Source organism: Xanthobacteraceae bacterium, assembly GCA_019454205.1.
GTDB lineage: Bacteria > Pseudomonadota > Alphaproteobacteria > Rhizobiales > Xanthobacteraceae.
The window spans coordinates 2,111,243-2,128,324 of the sequence record CP075369.1; the positions used below are offsets into that span (position 1 = coordinate 2,111,243).

At 62.5% G+C, this 17,082-nt stretch carries 11 protein-coding genes; 2 read left to right on the top strand and 9 right to left on the bottom strand.

All coding sequences use genetic code 11. The features are described 5' to 3' along the window. Nucleotides 1-50 precede the first annotated feature (50 nt). The 3 genes from KF794_10620 to KF794_10630 form a co-directional block, all read right to left on the bottom strand. Entirely contained in the window at nt 51-806 is a 756-nt protein-coding gene (locus tag KF794_10620) for a sulfite exporter TauE/SafE family protein (protein QYK44236.1), read from the bottom strand. Nucleotides 807-891: 85 nt separating this feature from the next. Then, the gene (gene ilvN / locus KF794_10625; GenBank protein QYK46674.1) at nt 892-1,440 is read right to left on the bottom strand and encodes an acetolactate synthase small subunit; all 549 of its coding nucleotides are present in this window, start codon (nt 1,438-1,440) and stop codon (nt 892-894) included. Nucleotides 1,441-1,572: 132 nt separating this feature from the next. Further along, nucleotides 1,573-3,333, bottom strand: a complete 1,761-nt coding sequence (locus KF794_10630) for an acetolactate synthase 3 large subunit (protein ID QYK44237.1) — start codon at nt 3,331-3,333, stop codon at nt 1,573-1,575. A 348-nt stretch (nt 3,334-3,681) separates the two neighbouring features. Between KF794_10630 and KF794_10635 the strand changes: the two genes are divergently transcribed. After that, nucleotides 3,682-4,527 (top strand): sulfoxide reductase heme-binding subunit YedZ, encoded by an 846-nt coding sequence (locus KF794_10635; protein ID QYK44238.1) that lies wholly within the window; start codon nt 3,682-3,684, stop codon nt 4,525-4,527. Between the two features lie 9 nt (nt 4,528-4,536). Here the strand turns inward: KF794_10635 and miaA are convergent, their stop codons facing one another. Continuing rightward, nucleotides 4,537-5,442 (bottom strand): tRNA (adenosine(37)-N6)-dimethylallyltransferase MiaA, encoded by a 906-nt coding sequence (miaA, locus tag KF794_10640; GenBank protein ID QYK44239.1) that lies wholly within the window; start codon nt 5,440-5,442, stop codon nt 4,537-4,539. Here miaA and serB point away from each other — a divergent pair. After that, a complete protein-coding gene (gene serB, locus KF794_10645; protein ID QYK44240.1) occupies nt 5,441-6,313 on the top strand; it encodes a phosphoserine phosphatase SerB in 873 nt (290 codons plus the stop codon). The genes miaA and serB overlap by 2 nt on opposite strands. 10 nt (nt 6,314-6,323) lie before the next feature. Here serB and KF794_10650 read toward each other — a convergent pair whose 3' ends face one another. From KF794_10650 to KF794_10670, 5 genes are all read right to left on the bottom strand, one after another. Then, nucleotides 6,324-8,552, bottom strand: coding sequence for a tetratricopeptide repeat protein (locus KF794_10650; protein QYK44241.1), 2,229 nt, complete (start codon nt 8,550-8,552; stop codon nt 6,324-6,326). A 216-nt stretch (nt 8,553-8,768) separates the two neighbouring features. Beyond that, on the bottom strand, nt 8,769-10,379 hold the full coding sequence (locus KF794_10655) for a serine/threonine protein kinase (protein ID QYK44242.1): 1,611 nt from the start codon (nt 10,377-10,379) through the stop codon (nt 8,769-8,771). Between the two features lie 35 nt (nt 10,380-10,414). Then, nucleotides 10,415-12,673 carry a tetratricopeptide repeat protein gene (locus KF794_10660; GenBank protein QYK44243.1) on the bottom strand — a complete coding sequence of 753 codons (2,259 nt, stop codon included), beginning with the start codon at nt 12,671-12,673 and terminating at the stop codon, nt 10,415-10,417. A gap of 86 nt (nt 12,674-12,759) precedes the next feature. Further along, a complete protein-coding gene (locus KF794_10665) occupies nt 12,760-15,375 on the bottom strand; it encodes a tetratricopeptide repeat protein (protein ID QYK44244.1) in 2,616 nt (871 codons plus the stop codon). Nucleotides 15,376-15,495: 120 nt separating this feature from the next. Beyond that, entirely contained in the window at nt 15,496-16,974 is a 1,479-nt protein-coding gene (locus KF794_10670; GenBank protein QYK44245.1) for a Do family serine endopeptidase, read from the bottom strand. Nucleotides 16,975-17,082 lie beyond the last annotated feature (108 nt).

The following is a 17,082-nucleotide window of genomic DNA, read 5'->3' on the forward strand; positions in this document are numbered from 1 at the left end:
CTGTTTCCGCGAAAGCTTCTAGGGGGACCCGCCACCCCCGGCAACCCCCGTCAAAGCATACCGAAATAGCGCAGCAACGAGCGGGTCGCGAGGCCGATCACCAGCAGGCCCACGACGACCATGAGGATGCGCGTGGGTGCGACCCGCGCGATCAGGCCCGCGAACGGCGCGGCAATCAGCCCGCCCAGAATGAGCGGCACTACCGGCGAAAGGTCGCCCCAACCGAGATGCAGGATGAGCGTCGCCGAGGTAGCGACGGTTACGAAGAACTCGGTGAGGTTCACCGACCCGATCACATAGCGCGGCACATGCCCGGTTCCGATCAGCGTGGAAGTCACGACCGGACCCCAGCCGCCCCCGCCAACCGCATCCAGCGTGCCTCCAGCAAAGCCAATCGCAGGCATCCCGCGCCTGCTCGGATCGACGACCGCGAAGGCACGCAACGCACGAATGACGATGATAACGCCGATGATAAGGAGGTAGGTACTGACGAACGGCGCGATCTTCTTGCCATCGATATTCGCCAGCACCGTCGCGCCGACGATGCCACCGATCACGCCAGGAAGCGCAATGCGCTTCACGATGCTCCAGGAGACGTTCTTGTTGACGTAATGCGAGATGCCCGACGCGGCGGTCGTGAAGATTTCCGCGATGTGAATCATCGCGCTCGCCTGTGCCGGTGCAACGCCGCTGGCCATGAGAACAGATGAACCGATCACGCCGAACGCCATGCCCAATGCGCCGTCGACAAGTTGCGCGAAAATCCCGATCGCTACGAATGTCCAGAAATCGCTGCCGAAATCCATTGTGCGCCCCAGCAAAATGAACAGACGGAACCAAGCCTATTCAAACGCTGTTGCAAGCAAATTGATCCAGCGCAGTTTGCGAGGCCTACATTCCCTCAGGGCCGCGCGCGATGGCGGCAATGCCGGTGCGCGAACATTCCACGAGGCCGAGCGGCGCCATCAGGACCAGAAACTGGTCGATCTTGTCCGACTTGCCGGTCAGTTCGAAGATGAAGCTCTCGGTGGTAGCGTCGATCACGCGTGCGCGGAAAGCGTCGGCGAGACGCAGCGCCTCGACACGGTTGTCGCCCTTGCCCTTCACCTTGATCAGCGCAAGTTCGCGCTCCAGCGCACGGCCGCTTTCGGTGAGATCGACGACGCGGTGCACCGGCACAAGACGCTCGAGCTGATGCTTGATCTGCTCGATCACCATCGGCTTGCCAGTGGTCGCAATCGTGATGCGCGAAAGATGCTTCTCGTGCTCGGTCTCCGACACGGTAAGGCTGTCGATGTTGTAGCCGCGGCCGGAGAACAGGCCGATGACGCGCGCGAGCACGCCCGGCTCGTTATCCACGAGGACCGATAGCGTACGGCGCTGCTCGCGCTCGTCGGTTTGCGGCGACGGATAGTGCGTTGTGGTCGGGATCACGGCCATGTTCATTACACCAGTTCTTTCTCTTCGCCCTCATCCTTCGAGACGCGGGCTTCGCCCGCTCCTCAGGATGAGGCTTTAATATTTCTCATGGTGAGGAGCGCAGCGAAGCTGCGCGTCTCGAACCATGAGGATTTACACCAACATCTTTCCTTCTTCGGTGACCGCCTCGCCGATGCTCTCGGCAGCGTCGCCCAGGATCATTTCATTGTGCGCGCGTCCCGACGGGATCATCGGGAAGCAGTTCTCGGCCTTGTCAACCAAGCAATCGAAGATCACCGGCTTGTCGACGTTGATCATTTCCTTGATCGCCGCGTCGAGGTCGCCGGGCTTCGCGCAGCGGATGCCGACCGCGTGATAGGCTTCCGCCAGCTTCACGAAATCGGGCAGCGCGGCGGAATAGGATTCCGAATAGCGCCCGCCGTGCAGGAGTTCCTGCCACTGGCGCACCATACCCATGTATTCGTTGTTCAGAATGAAAATCTTGATCGGCAGCCGGTACTGCACCGCCGTCGAGATTTCCTGCATCGTCATCAGCACCGAGGCTTCGCCCGCGACGTCGATGACCAGCGACTTCGGATGCGCAAGCTGCACGCCGACCGCGGCCGGCAAGCCGTAGCCCATGGTGCCGAGTCCGCCGGAAGTCATCCAGCGGCGCGGCTCCTGGAAATGCAGGTGCTGCGCGGCCCACATCTGATGCTGGCCGACTTCCGTAGTGATGTAGGTGTCGCGCTCTTTGGTCAGTTCGTAGAGACGCTCGATCGCGTATTGCGGTTTAATCACGTCGCTCGATTTTTTGTAGTTGAGCGACTTGCGTGCGCGCCACTTGTTGATCTGCGTCCACCAATCGGCGAGCGCCTTTTTGTCGGGCTGCGCCGAAGTCGTGCGCCACAGGCGGACCATGTCTTCAAGCACATGCGCGCAATCGCCGATGATCGGAATATCGACCTTCACGTTCTTGTTGATCGAGGAAGCGTCGATATCGACGTGGATTTTCTTCGAATGCGGCGCGAAGGCATCGAGGCGGCCGGTGATGCGGTCGTCGAAGCGCGCGCCGATGCAAATCATCACGTCGCAGTCGTGCATCGCCCAGTTCGCTTCATACGTACCGTGCATACCGAGCATGCCAAGCCACTGCGGATCGGCCGCCGGATAGGCGCCGAGGCCCATCAGCGTCGAGGTGATCGGATAGCCCGTGATCTTCACGAGGTCGCGCAGAAGGACGGAAGCCTCGTTGCCCGAATTGATGATGCCGCCGCCGGTGTAGAACACCGGTCGCTTCGCATTCTTCATCAGTTCGACCGCGGCCTGGATCTTGGCCATGTCGCCCTTGAGCTTCGGCTTGTACGACTTGTGCTCGACATTCTTCGGGCCGGTGTATTTGCCCTTGGCGAACTGGATGTCCTTCGGAATATCGACCACCACCGGACCTGGACGGCCGGAGCCTGCGATGTAGAACGCTTCATGCAGGATGCGCGAAAGATCGTTCACGTCCTTCACGAGGTAGTTGTGCTTCGTGCAGGGGCGCGTGATACCGACCGTATCGCACTCCTGAAAGGCATCGTTGCCGATCAGATGCGTCGGCACCTGCCCGGTGATGACGACCAGCGGGATTGAGTCCATCAGCGCATCGACCAGGCCGGTGACCGCGTTCGTCGCGCCCGGACCCGAAGTCACTAGCACCGCGCCGACCTTGCCCGACGAGCGCGCATAGCCTTCGGCGGCATGCACCGCGCCCTGCTCATGGCGGACGAGGATGTGCTGCACGTCCTTCTGCTGGAACAGCGCGTCGTAAATCGGCAGCACCGCGCCACCCGGATAACCGAACAGATGCTTCACGCCCTGCTCGGCCAACGCCTTCACCACCATTTCCGCGCCGGTCATTTCATTGCTCATCGTCCGCTCCACTTCACCGATCTCGTTTCCTGTCGCCCAGAATCGAAAAGGGGCCTCGAAAGACCCCTTTGCGCACCACCTCGCTCTGCCCGGCTCGTTCAAGCCGTGCGGGGGGTGCGCCCTCCTACTACGATAATAATCTTGCGCATTTGGGTATTCTGCCGTCCAAAAGTTGCGCGGACCCTAATGGCCCTCGCGAGTAGCGTCAAGGCTTTATGCGCCTCCTTTTCAGGGGCGGCAAGCCCGCCGCCTGCGCAGGAAATGCGCATTACTCACGGGATTGTGCCTCAGGGCCGGTTCCGGCGACGCCCGGACCAGCCTAGCTTGCCCCAAACCGGGACCGACCACTTGCCCTTCCTGCGCGAGAAAAACGGGAGCCTCTCTCCCCACAAGCTGATCGCGTTCACAGGATGCTGCCTGCCGGCGCTCTACCTGTTCGGAAAGATGCTCGGCGGGGAGCTGGGACCGGAGCCTCTCAAATATCTGACCCACCAGACCGGCGACTGGTCGTTGCGGCTTCTTTTCATTTCGCTCTGCGTGACGCCGGCGCGACGCCTGTTCAACGCGCCGAAATGGATCAATACCCGCCGCACCTTCGGCTTCGGCGCGTTTCTCTACGCGATGACGCACGCGATAATCTATGTCATCGACCAGAGCTTCGATTTCACCGTGGTCGCGCGCGAGATCGCGGCGCGCGTCTATCTCATTATCGGCATGTTCGCGCTGGTCGGATTCTTCTTCCTCGGCATCACTTCGACCGACCGCATGATCCGCTACATGAGCGGGCCGCGCTGGAACCGGCTGCATCGCATCACCTACCTGATCGCAATTCTGTCGGTGATTCATTTCACGATGCAAAAGAAGCTCAATATCTACGAGCCGACATGGATGGCGGGCCTGCTTGCGTGGCTTCTGTTCTACCGTTCCATGCAGAAGCGCGTAGACAATGTTGGAGTTCTTCACCTGATTGCGCTTGCCGTTGCCGCAACCCTGTTCACCGTTCTCGTCGAAGCGCTGTGGTACGGCACCATGACCGGCGTAGACTGGCGGCGCGTGCTCGCGGCGAACCTGCTGTTTCCCGAACACATCCGCCCGGCATGGGTGGTGCTATTCGTTTCGCTTGGTATCACCGCTGCGGCAGCCGCCGCGCAACGGCTCTGGCCGCGCGAGCGGGCGCGGGAAAAGCTTCGGTAAACGAAACAATCAAGGTGCGAGAATCGCCAGCGCTTCTTCCGGCCTGACCCAGAGAAATTCCGGCAACTGGTTCCGGAACCAGGTTTCCTGCCGCTTGGAATATTGCCGCGTTTCCAGCTTGCCGTGGTGCGCCACCTCGTCGAGTGAAACCTCGCCGCGCAGGTGCCGGATCAGCCACGGCACGCCATGCGCCTTCATCGCGGAAAGTTTCGGATCGAGATTGCGTGTAGCGAGGCTGCGCACCTCGTCGAGCGCGCCTTCTTCCAGCATCTTGTCGAAGCGCGCGTCGATGCGCCGTGCGAGCGCGTCGCGATCCGTTTGCAAAAAAATCGCGTCGTATTCACCGGGGAGCAGCACGGGGCGGCCCGGCTCGCGTTGCCAGCTTGCCAGGCCCCTGCCCGTCGCGCGAAACACTTCGAGCGCGCGTAGTATCCGCTGCCGGTCGGAGGGGCGAAGCTGCGCCGCAGTCTCCGCGTCTTCCCGTGCAAGTATTTCGTGAAGCGCGGCCGGTTCCTTTCCTTCCACCTCCGTTGCCACGGCAGCACGCACCGCATCGGAAACCGGCGGGATGGAAGACAGCCCCTTCAGCAGCGCGCTGAAATAAAGTCCGGTGCCGCCCACGAAAACCGGCGGCGTCTTCGCTTCGTCCAGCACGCGCGCGGCATCCTTCAGCCAGCTCCCGGCCGAATAGCGCTCGGCGGCGTCCGCGTGGCCATAGAGAAGATGCGGGGCTTCGCGCTCCTCGGCTTCCGTCGGCCGTGCGGTGATGATGCGAAGGTCGCGGTAAACCTGCATCGAGTCGGCATTGACGATGGCCGCACCGGTGCGGCGGCTGAGCGCAAGCGCAAGGGCCGACTTGCCGCTCGCCGTCGGCCCTGCAATAAGCACCGCGCGTTTTTGAACCATCCGCATCATGTCTCACGTCGCTACCCTCGTTAGCAATCCCAAGCGCCCCGCCGTCGATGACACGGCGGTCGCGAAAGCGCGCGCGCTACTGCCAAACGCGATTTCGGAGAAAGTGCTGCAAGCAGGCATTGCCGCGGATATTTTCTTCGCTCCCGCGCCCGGCATCGCCGCCCGCGAACTTGCCGGCACCATCCGCGCCGCCCTCGCACCCGCCCCGATCGACGTGATCGTGCAGCCGGTCGCGCACCGCCGGAAAAAGCTGTTCGTCGCCGACATGGACAGCACCATGATCGACCAGGAGTGCATCGACGAACTGGCGGACTACGCAGGGCTGAAAGCGCATGTCGCCGCGATCACCGAACGCGCCATGCGCGGCGAGATCGAGTTCGAGCCCGCGCTGCGCGAGCGCGTGGCGCTGCTGAAGGGCCTTCCGGTTTCCGTGGTCGATGAAGTGATCGCGAAGAAGATCACGCTGGCGGCAGGCGGCAAGGAATTGCTCACAGCGCTGCGTGCGAACGGTTGCTACACCTGCCTCGTCTCCGGCGGCTTCACGCTGTTCACGAACATCATTGCCGCAAAGCTCGGCTTCAATGAAAATCGCGCCAACGAACTGATCGTTGAAGACGGCAAGCTGGCAGGCAAGGTGAAGGAACCGATCCTCGGCCGCGCCGCGAAGCTCGCGACGCTTCAGGAACTGACAACAAAACTCGGCATCCGTCCGGAAGAAACAATTGCCATCGGTGACGGCGCCAACGACCTCGATATGATTACGGCTGCGGGTTTAGGGGTAGCAATTCACGCGAAGCCTGCCGTGGCGGCGGCGGCCGGTGCGAGGATTGATTACAGCGACTTGAGCGCGCTGATCCACGCACAAGACTGACGAGGCCGTCTCAGCCCCCAAGCCTGCGCAGGCCCGCCTGTGCATCGCCGTTCGAGGAATCGCGTGCAAGTGCCGCGCGGAAGTCGGAAATTGCTTCCATGCGCAAGCCGAGCTTTTCGAGAATAAGCCCGCGCTGCGCGTAGTCGCCGGCGCCAGCACCGCTGTCGCGCAGGATCACGTCGTAATCGGCGCGCGCGCGGCTCAGGTCATCGCGGCGGTTCGCGCCGGCGCGGTCGGCGCGCTGCACGTAGACCTTCGCGCGGTCGCGATAGAAATTCATGTTCTTCGTTTCGCGGCGGATCGCCTCGCCGTAATCGGAAAGCGCCTTGTCGAAGTCGTTGCGCAGAACGTGAACTTCCCCGCGCCATGCGTAGAGCGAAGCGAAGTTCGGATGCAGCGCAATGGCATCGGAATAGTCCGCGACCGAAGCGATATAATCCTTGATCAGCTTATTGCTGAGCGCGCGGGACGAATAATACGTCCACTGTTTCGGGTTCAGCCGGATCGCGCGGGTATAGTCCGTGACCGCGAGATCGTGCCGCCCCAGCGTTGCATAGGCATCGCCCCGCGCATCGTAATTCTCGGCACTGCTCGGCTCCGCCCGGATGACTTCGGTCAGGTCGTCGATCTGCTTGTCCTGCTTGCCTTGAAAACCGTAGACCTGCGCACGCACCTTCAAGGTGTCGAGGCGCTCGACCAGATTATTCCCCGCAAGCTCCAGCGCCCGGTTCAGGTCGCGGATCGAGATTTCGTACTGCTCTTCCGTCGTGGTCGCCGCGCGGAACGCCCAGGCCTCCGCACGCTTGCGGTACGCTTCCGCGCTTTTCGGATCCAGCCGGATCGCTTCGGAGAACGCCTGTACGGCGTCGTCATGCTTGCCGTCGTTGCGCAGCTTGTCGCCGCGTTCGATCTGCGCGCGCGCCGCAGGATTGGTCGTACCCGGCCCAGGCTGTTTGTCGTCTTTTGGCTTCGTATCCTTGTTCTTGTTGTCGTTGTTGTCGGTGATATTCGTGTTGTTGTTCGGACCGGTCGCGGGCGGAAACAATACGGCGCTCAGGAAAACGCCGCCGATGATCAGCACGACCGCGGCAATCGCCACGATACCGAATACCGGAATGCCGCGGCGTTTGGCCTCCGGCTCTTCCTTGATTGGCGAAACGGCATTCGCCTGCGGCGGCTGTTGCACTTGGCGCGGCGGAGGACGCCGCACGGGTTCTTGCGCGGGCGCTTCCTGTGGCCGCGCGACATTCCCGAACGCCGTGCCGATTGCGCGGGTCGCACCTTCATTGATGCCAAGTTCGGTCTTGTCATCGTCAGGCGCGGGCGGCGCAGCTTCGCCCTTCATGCCTGCACGGAATTCCGCAATCGAAGCCGGGCGCTCTCCGGGGCGCAACGACAACGCGCGGTCGATGGTTTTCACCAGCGAATCCGGCAGCGGCATCTTGGTGACCTGCGCCAGCGGAACGTAGGAGTCCTGTCCCTTGAGGATCAGGTCGTTCTTGCGCTTGTCGGCATCGACCGGCGGCTTTCCCGCCGCGGCGCGGTAGAGCACCGCCCCGATCGCATAGATGTCCGCGCGCGGATCGAGCACGCCCTCGTCGTCGAGTTGCTCCGGCGGAGAGTAATGCTGTTTCGCGACGCCGTAGCTGCGGCCGGAAGCGGCCTTGGTCTGCGTGGTCTGCGCGATCACCTTGATCGCGCCGAAGTCGATCAGCATGGGCCGCCCGTCGGCGCGGATCATGATGTTGTCGGGCGCGATGTCGCGGTGAATGAACTGGCGCTTGTGCACGTATTCCAGCGCGTCGCAGATCGGGTCGATAATCGCGTGCAATTCTTCGTAGGTAGCGCCGTCGCCCTTCCGCGAGAGCCATTGCTCCAGCGTCTCGCCCTCGACCTGCTCCATGAACATGTAGCCGGTCTCGTTGGCGGGAACGTAATTCAGCACGTCCACGATATTCGGATGGCGCAGATCGCAAAGTTCGGTGGTGGAACGGCGGAAGCGCTCCAGCGCCCACGACACCACGTCCTGATCCTGCCGCGAGAACACGACCTGGGTCGCGTTGTCGCGAGAGGCGATCCCGCGCGGAAAGAATTCCTTGATCGCCGCCTTACGCTTGGTGACGGGGTTGTAGCCCTCGTAGGTGATGCCGAACCCGCCGACGCCAAGCACGCGGATGATCTCGAATCCGGAGATCACCGTGCCGATCGGCAGCGCAAAGGGTATGTGGTTCTGGCTCAAACTTCGCTCCCCGCCGGATGGTACCCGAAGGCCCCGAACGCGAGAAGCGCGAGGGGTGCCGGAACCGGACGAATACCTTGTATCTCCTGCCGTCTCTGGTCCCTAGCGGTGTAGCGCAACAACCCGCTCACAAGGCCACAAGAATCCGTGACAACGGAGAAAGCCGGTGTACCCGGCTACAAATGGGCGTGAACATGAGGGGCAAACCGGAAAGCGCTACTCGCCGGTATCCTTCGGCACGTCGACCAGATCGTGCGGGATGGCCCGATCCTGGTTGTTGCGATTCTGCTGCGGCGGAGGTTGGTCGTTCCTCGGCTGGATCGTGCGGTCGTTCTGTCGGGTAGTCTGCTCAAGCGTCACCGGCGTGCGGTTCTGGAAGAACGAAAACAAGACGACGCCCAGCACGATGGCTCCCACAGCACCGAGGGCGGCAAAACCGATCCAGGAAGCGCTTTTGCGGGAAGCATCGCGATCGCTGGTTCGCGGCGAGGCTTCGCGCGCAGCGGCCTGCGCAGGCGGCACGGCAGCTTGTGCTGCGCCGATTGCTTCGCGTGGCGGCGGAGCGCGGCGGGGCGTGGTGGCAGCCGCTTCCGCAGCGCGTTGCGTTGCCTGCGGGGCTTCCTTCACCGGCGCGGGAGACGGCGGCGCAGGCTTGCGCGGAGGCGGGCCGCGGCGCGGAGGCGGCGCGGGCGTTGCCGCGACTTCGGTCGCCTTCGCCGCTGGCGCATAGGGCCGCGTGCCTTCGCTTTGCTTTTCGGGTGCAGCCTTCTCCGCAACCGGCAGAGACTGTTCGTACAAGGCGGTAGGCGCACCACCCTTGCCCGTATGTCCAGCGGCACCCGGCGGCGCGGAGAAGCCGGGTGTGCGCAACGGCACCGGCGGCTGCAACTGCGCAGCCTTGACGAGTTGGCTCTCGGCGGCGTGGTCCTGCAAAGCGGCGCGGAACTCCGCGATGGAATCCTGCCGTTCATCCGGCTTCAGTGACAACGCGCGGTCGATAGCTTGCGCAGCAAGTTCTGGAATGGCAATTCGCGCAACCTGCGAAACCGAAACGAACGGGTCCTGATTGCGCAGCACGATGCCGGTCTTGCGCTTCTCGGCATCCACCGGCGGCTCGCCGCTGACCGCACGGAAGACCACCGCTGCAAGCGCATAAACGTCGGCGCGCGGATCGAGTGTCGCATCGCTGTCGAGCTGTTCCGGCGGCGAATAATGCTGCTTCGCGACGCCATAAGTTTTCGGCTGCGTTCCACGCAACTGCGTCTGCTGCGCGATGATCTTGATCGCGCCGAAGTCGATCAGCATGGGCCGGCCGTCGGCGCGGATCATGATGTTATCGGGCGCAATGTCGCGGTGAATGAATTTCTTCGCGTGGACATATTCCAGCGCGTCGCAAACGGGATCGAGGATCTCGCAGATTTCGGCGTAACGGACCGCGTCACCCTTGCCGCGCAGCCACTGTTCGAAGGTTTCGCCCTCGACCTGCTCCATGAACATGTAGCCGGTCTGGTGTGCAGGAACGTAGTTGAGCACCGGCACGATATTGGGATGTTCGAAATCGCTCAGTTCGGTGGTCGAGCGCCGGAAGCGGTCGAGCGCCCACGCCACTACGTCGCGGTCGTTGTCGGAGTAGGCGACCTGCGTGGCGTTATTCCGTGAGGCGATGCCTTGCGGGAAGAACTCCTTGATCGCCGCCTTGCGCTTGGTGACGGGATTGTAGCCTTCGTACGTGATGCCGAAGCCGCCCGCGCCGAGCACGCGCCGGATTTCATAGCCTGCGATTACCGTGCCTACCGGCAGCGCGAAAGGTACGCTTTGTTCAGCCACGCCAAACCCCGACGAGATTGTTTCTTGTTACTACATCAGGGTTCGACGCCCAAACGGCGTAACGCGTCGCGTGCGCGCTGCAGTTTGGGATCGAGTCGCAGCGCCTGACGCAAATCGGTGACCGCCTCGTTGCGCCGGCCCAGCCCCTCATTGGCGAGACCCCTGCCCTGATGCGCGATGGCGTGCTTCGGATCGAGCCGCACCGCATCGGAGAAATCCGACAGTGCGCTGATGAAGTCGCGCCGGTCCAGATAAATACGGCCGCGATTCAGGAAGCCCGTAACGTAATCGCGGTTGGCGCGAATGGCATCGCTGTAATCCTTGAGCGCCTGATCGGTATTCTTCTGCTGGTCATAGGCGTTGCCGCGTCCGACCAGTGCCGGTGCATGGCGCGGATTGATGCGCAACGCGGCGGAATAGTCGTCGATCGCGCGGCGGTAATCACGTTTTGCGTAATAGGCATTGCCGCGGTTCGAGAGCGCGACGGCATACTGCGGGTCAAGCGTGAGCGCCTGATTGTAGTCGGCGATGGCCGCGTCGTGGTTGCCGTTGTCATAATGGAGATTGCCGCGCGTGTTGTATGCGCTCGCCAGCCGCGGATCGAGGCGGATGGCGTTTTCGGCATCGAGAAACCCGCGGTCGATATTGCCGCGCTCGCGCTGGATGATGGCGCGGTTCGCATAGGCGGCTGCCGAACGCTGGCCGTCCGGCGCGAGGCGGATCGCGTCCGAATAATCCGCATAGGCGCGGGTCGCGTCTCCGTTGCGATAATAGGAAAGGCCGCGGCTCGCATAGGCCGACGCGTTGTTGGGATCGAGCCTGATCGCCTCGTTGAAATCGGTGATGGCCTGCTGGTTATTGCCATCGCGCTGCGCGCGCAGGCCGCGCTCGAACGCCGCCTGCGAGTCGCGCACATTGGAAGCAGGCGGCAGCGTCTGCTGCTGCGGCAACTGCTTCTGCTGCGGCTGCTGTTGCCGTTGCTGCGGTTGCGTCTGTTGCTGCGTCGTGTTCTGCGGCCGATCCGACATGATCTGCATGTTGGTCATGCGTTCGATGAACTGGATCACCGGACGATGCAGCAACACGCCGATCGCGCCGACCAGCACGATCGCGATACCTGCGATGTTGAGCCACGAGATTCCGGAGCGTTTTACTGTGGCGGTCTCGCCGCCCGGCGGCGTATATGCGCCGGCCGAAGCCTGACCGGGATCATTTGTGGCGCTCATGGCCGCGACCGGCGCGGCTGCCTGTGCCGCATAGGCCGGAGGCGGAGTCTGCCCTGCGCGAAGCGGCGGCGCAGGCGGATGTCTCGGTCCTTTGTTTTCTTTCGGAGCGAGAATGGTCTCGTCTTCCGCGGAAGCACCCGCCGTACTTCCCATGCCGCGCGCAGCAAGACGCTCGCGAAACTCGCGGATGGTCGAAGGCCTTCCTTCCGGGCGAAGCGACATTGCTGCGTCGATCGCAGCAGCGAATTCCGGCGCGACCGGCACCAGCGCCGCCTGCGTCATCGGAATGTAGGAATCCTGACCACGCAGTGCGAGATCGGTCTTGCGCTTGTCGGAATCGACTGGCGGCTTGCCGCATAGCGCGCGATAGATCGTTGCCGCCAGCGAATAGATGTCGAGCCGCGGGTCGGGCGGGCCGCCCTCTTCGCTTTGTTCCGGCGCGGAGTAGTTCTGTTTCATCACGCCGAAGGTTTTCGGCGTCTGCGCATGCGCGGCCCGCGTATGCTGCTCGATGATCTTCAACGCGCCGAAGTCGATCAGCATCGGACGACCGTCGGTCTTGCGGATCATGATGTTGTCGGGCGCGATGTCGCGGTGGACCAGGTTCGACGAATGCACATATTCGAGCGCGTCGAATACCGGATCGAAGATCGGTCCCAGTTCGGCCACCTGCGGCGGCGTGGAGCGTTCGCGCAGCCAGTCTTCCAGCGTCGTGCCGTCCACATGCTCCATCACCATGTAGCCGGTGCCGTTGTCGGCAACGTAGTTCAGCACCTCGATGATGTTCGGATGCTTCAGCTTGGCGAGCCGGTTGGTGGATTCGGCAAAGCGCTTCAGCGCCCAGGAGACGACTTCATTATCCTGCTGCGAATAGGCAATGCGGGTGGCGTCGTCGCGGGAAGCGATCCCCCGCGGGAAAAATTCCTTGATTGCGACCCGGCGCTCGGTGATCGGGTTGAAACCCTCATAGGTAATGCCGAAGCCGCCGGCTCCGATCGCGCGCACGACTTCATAGCCGGTGATCATGGTGCCCGGCTGGAGGGCGAAAGGCATATCGCTTGTGCGCACTTTGAAGGGTCTCCCTGAACCGGCCGGATGCTAAGCCGAAGGCTATTCACGCGCAAACGCGATTGCGTGATCGGCGCTGGCCGTCGTCAGGGTGTCACGCCCAGTTGCTGAAGCCGCTTGCGGCTCTCGTCGAGCGTCCGGTCGAGCTGGAGCGCGGTCCGGAACGCCTCGATCGCAAGATCGCGCTGTCCCCTGGCCTGGTAGACGTAGCCCCGGGTCTGGTGCGCAAGCGCGTTCCGCGGGTCGAGGCGAATCGCTTCGTTTACGTCCTTCTCCGCGTTGGCGAGGTCCTGTTTGCGGTAATAGGCCAGCCCGCGGTTGGCATAGGCCACCGCCCAGCTCGTGTTCAACCGGATCGCCGAGGAAAAATCGTTGATCGCGCGGTCGAACTCTCCGTTGGTTGCGAACAGCGTGCCGCGCAGATTGTACCCGCCCGCATAATTCGCATTGACGTTCAGGGCCGCGTTGGCGTCGGCAAGCGCACTGCGCCGGTCGTTCAGCCTGAAATGTGCCCAACCGCGCTGCGTCAGCACGTTCGCGGATTTGGGATTGATGCGCAGGGACGTATTGTAGTCGGAGAGTGCGAGCCGGTAATCGTGGCGTGCATAATATACGTCGGCTCTCCCTGCGATGAAATCGTGACGTTGCGGCGCGAGGCGCACCGCCTCGTTGAAATCGGCCAATGCCGATTCGAGATTATCGAGGCGCGAATAGGATAATCCCCGGTTCGCGTAATAAACCGCATTCGTCGACGCGCGTTTGACCGCTTCGTTGAAGGACACGATCGCTTCGCTGAAATTCCGCTGCGCGTGATGCAACAGGCCGCGCACATTGAACAGTTCGGCACTGTCCAGTCCTCGTCTGGACGCAACATCGAGCGCGTCGTGCGATTCGTTGTAACGCTGCTTGCGATAGAGCGCCTGCGCTTTCACGAGATACGCGAGCGTATAGGTCGGATCCAGCCGGATTGCCTCGTTGGCTTCCGCCAATGCGGTATCGGCATCGTTGCGCTCGCGCGCGGCGAGCGCGCGCTGATACGCAGCGAAAGCCTGCGATTCATTCTGGGGCGTCGCCGGCTGCTGTGGAGGAGGCGTGGTTTGCTGTTGCTGCTGCGGCGGGCTTTGCGGCTGTTGCGCGGGCGGCGCGGCGGCACGCAATGTGGCCCGGAGAGAACGGCGTTCCGTCGTCCGGTAAAGCTCGATCTCAATGTTCGTACCCGGCTGCACATTCTCCAGCGCAGTAGCAATATCCCGCGACTGCACGATCTCGCGGCCGTTAATCCGGGTCAGCACATCGCCGTTCAGAATGCCGCCATTCGCCGCCGGACCGTTCGCTGTAACTTCGAGCACGAGAGCACCGCGCGGCGCATCAGGTGAATTCTTCTCGTCCGCGGTAGCGACGCGAACACCAATCCACACCGTTCGCTTGGTTAGATCGGGCGGCGTGGTTTGCTGCTGTGGAGGCTGCTGCGGCTGTGTCTGTTGTTTGGGTTGTTGCGGCTGCTGGGACGGGGGTGTCGTCTGCTTCTGCGTTTGCTGTTGCAGTTGTGGCGGCGATACGCGCTCATCCCGCCATAAAGATCCGACGAAAGCCGCACCTACCACAAGCACGGCAAGCGCCCCACCGGCATAGCCGAGCCACGGACGCGGCACCTTGCGAATGTCCTCATCGTCTTCTTTACGAGACGCGGCGGATGTTCCGGCAAGCGCGGCGCTTGGAGCACTTGCTACGACATTGGCATCGTCCGCAGCCTGCACGGGCGTGAACGAAGTCCTCGGTAGATCAACACTCTTCTTATGCTTGCCCCAACCGATCAGATCGCGGAACTCAGCAATCGACGCCGGGCGAAGATCGCGCCGGATCGAAAGTGCGCGGTCAATCGCGGACGCGATGTCTTCAGGCACGTCGCGTCCTGTGGGCGTCTCGCGCACCGGCACATACGAATCCGGCTTGCCGTCCACGATCTCGGATTTGCGCTGGTCGGAATCGACCGGCGGGCTGCCGGTCAACGCGCGGTACAAGACCGCCGCGAGCGCATAGATGTCGGTGCGCGCATCGACCGAAGAAGAGGTGAACTGTTCCGGCGGCGAATAGAACCGCTTGCCCACCGGAAAGCTGGTGCCTGATTTCGCGCGGGTCTGTTCCTCGATCACCTTGATGGCGCCGAAGTCGATCAGCACCGGACGCCCGTCCTTCGCGATCATCACGTTATCGGGCGCGATATCACGATGCAGGATGTTGCGCATGTGCACGTATTCGAGCGCATCGAACACGGGCGCGAGAAACGGCCGTATATCATCCAGCGTCGGCGGCCCGCGGCGCGCTTTCAGCCAGCGCTCCAGCGTTTCGCCGTCGACGTGCTCCATCACCATGTAGCCGGTGCCGTGATCGGAGACGTAGTTCAGCACCTCGACGATATTGTCGTGCTCTAACTTGGCGAGCGCCTTGGTCGATTCCTCGAACCGCCTCAGCGCCCAGCTCGCAATTTCCGCATCGGTCCGCGAGAACACGATCTTGGTTGCGCCTTCGCGCGAGGCCATGCCGCGCGGGAAGAATTCCTTGATCGCGACCCGGCGCTCGGTGATCGGATTGAAGCCTTCATAGGTGATACCGAAACCGCCCGCCCCCAGCGCGCGCACGATCTCGTAGCCGGTAATCACCGTGCCAGGCGGCAGCGCGAACTGGATTTCAGATATGGACAACGGCGGCTCCGTTGCGGGGGATGCTACTCCAAGCCTCCGCCCGCGCGAAGCGGCGCAGGACGCAAAAACGGGCGGCTTTTCAGGGCCGCCCGTTCAAATTGGTGTGTAATTGGCGCAGCGTTACTGCAAAGCCACCGCCACGAAGCGGGTTTCGCCGGAGGCATTCACCAGAAGAAAGAGTGCCGACCTTTTCCCCGATTTGCGGAGCACATCGATACGTTTTTGCAGATCGGCGATGGTGGAAACCGCTTCGCCGCCGAACTCGATCACCACCTGCCCGGCTTCGACATTCTGCTCGGCCGCATTCGAATCCGGATCCACGCCGGTAACCACCAGACCCTTCACGGATTCGCGCAGACGAAAACGGCGGCGCAGGTCCTCGTTGATGGCAGACAACTCGATACCGAGCACCTGATTGGCTGCGGGTCGCGCCTTCGGCTGCGGCTCGTTCTTCACCTGCTTTTTCGGCTTCTGGTCGGGATCGTCGAGCCGCTGCACGGTCAGCTTCAGCGTCTGCTCCTTGCCCTTGCGGATGACGACCACGTCCACCGTCTTGCCGACCGGCGTACCGGCGACGATGCGCGGAAGGTTGCGCATTTCCTTCACTTCCTGACCATCGAACCGAATGATAACGTCGCCGATCTGGATACCGGCCTGCCCGGCCGGTGTGTTGTCACCGACACCCGCGATCAGCGCGCCGCGCGTACCGGGAAGATTGAGGCTCTCCGCGATCTGTTCGTCCACCGGCTGAATCGAAACGCCGATCCAGCCGCGGCGGATTTCGCCGGTTTCGCGCAACTGCTTGATCAGCGGCAGTACGGTGTTGGCGGGTATGGCAAAACCGATGCCGATGGAACTGCCGGTTTGCGAGAAGATCGCGGTGTTGATGCCGATCACCTCGCCTTGCAGATTGAACAGCGGTCCACCTGAATTGCCGCGATTGATCGCGGCATCTGTCTGGATGAAATCGTCGTACGCGCTCGACTCGATATTGCGGTTCCGCGCGGAGACAACGCCTACCGTCACCGAACCGCCAAGACCGAACGGATTGCCGATCGCCATCACCCACTCGCCAACGCGGGTCTTGTCGGAGTCGCCGAAGGAAACAGCCTTCAGCGGCGCCTTCGGCTTAACGCGCAACACCGCGAGATCGACCTTGGTATCGCGTCCGATGAGTTCTGCTTTCAATTTTGAACCGTCGTTGAAATTGACGATGATCTCGTCAGCGTCGGCAATGACGTGATTGTTCGTGATGATGATGCCAGCCGGGTCGATCACGAAGCCGGAGCCGAGCGAGGAAACCTTGCGCGTGCGCTTGCCGTCCGGCTTCTCCTTGAAGAACTCCTCGAAGAAATCCTCGAACGGCGAACCGGGCGGCAGTTGCGGCATCGGCACGCTTTGATTCGGGGGCACCGTCTGCGAAGTCGAGATGTTCACGACTGCGTCCTGCACCCGCGCGGCGACATCGGCGACATTCTCCGGCCGCGTCTGCGCAATCACTGCGCGCGTGGTGCCGGAGAGCGTAGCTACCGCGAACCCCGCAACCAGAATTGCGCCGAGGAGAACGCGGCGGCGGTTCCCCGCCCGGTCGGACGACATGAACATCGGGTGATTCCTCCGGAAATGCGGACGCCGCATAAGGTTGCGCCGGACGCGGATGCTACGCAACGACAGGATATACGAAATCAGATGCGGCGCGATTCCGGC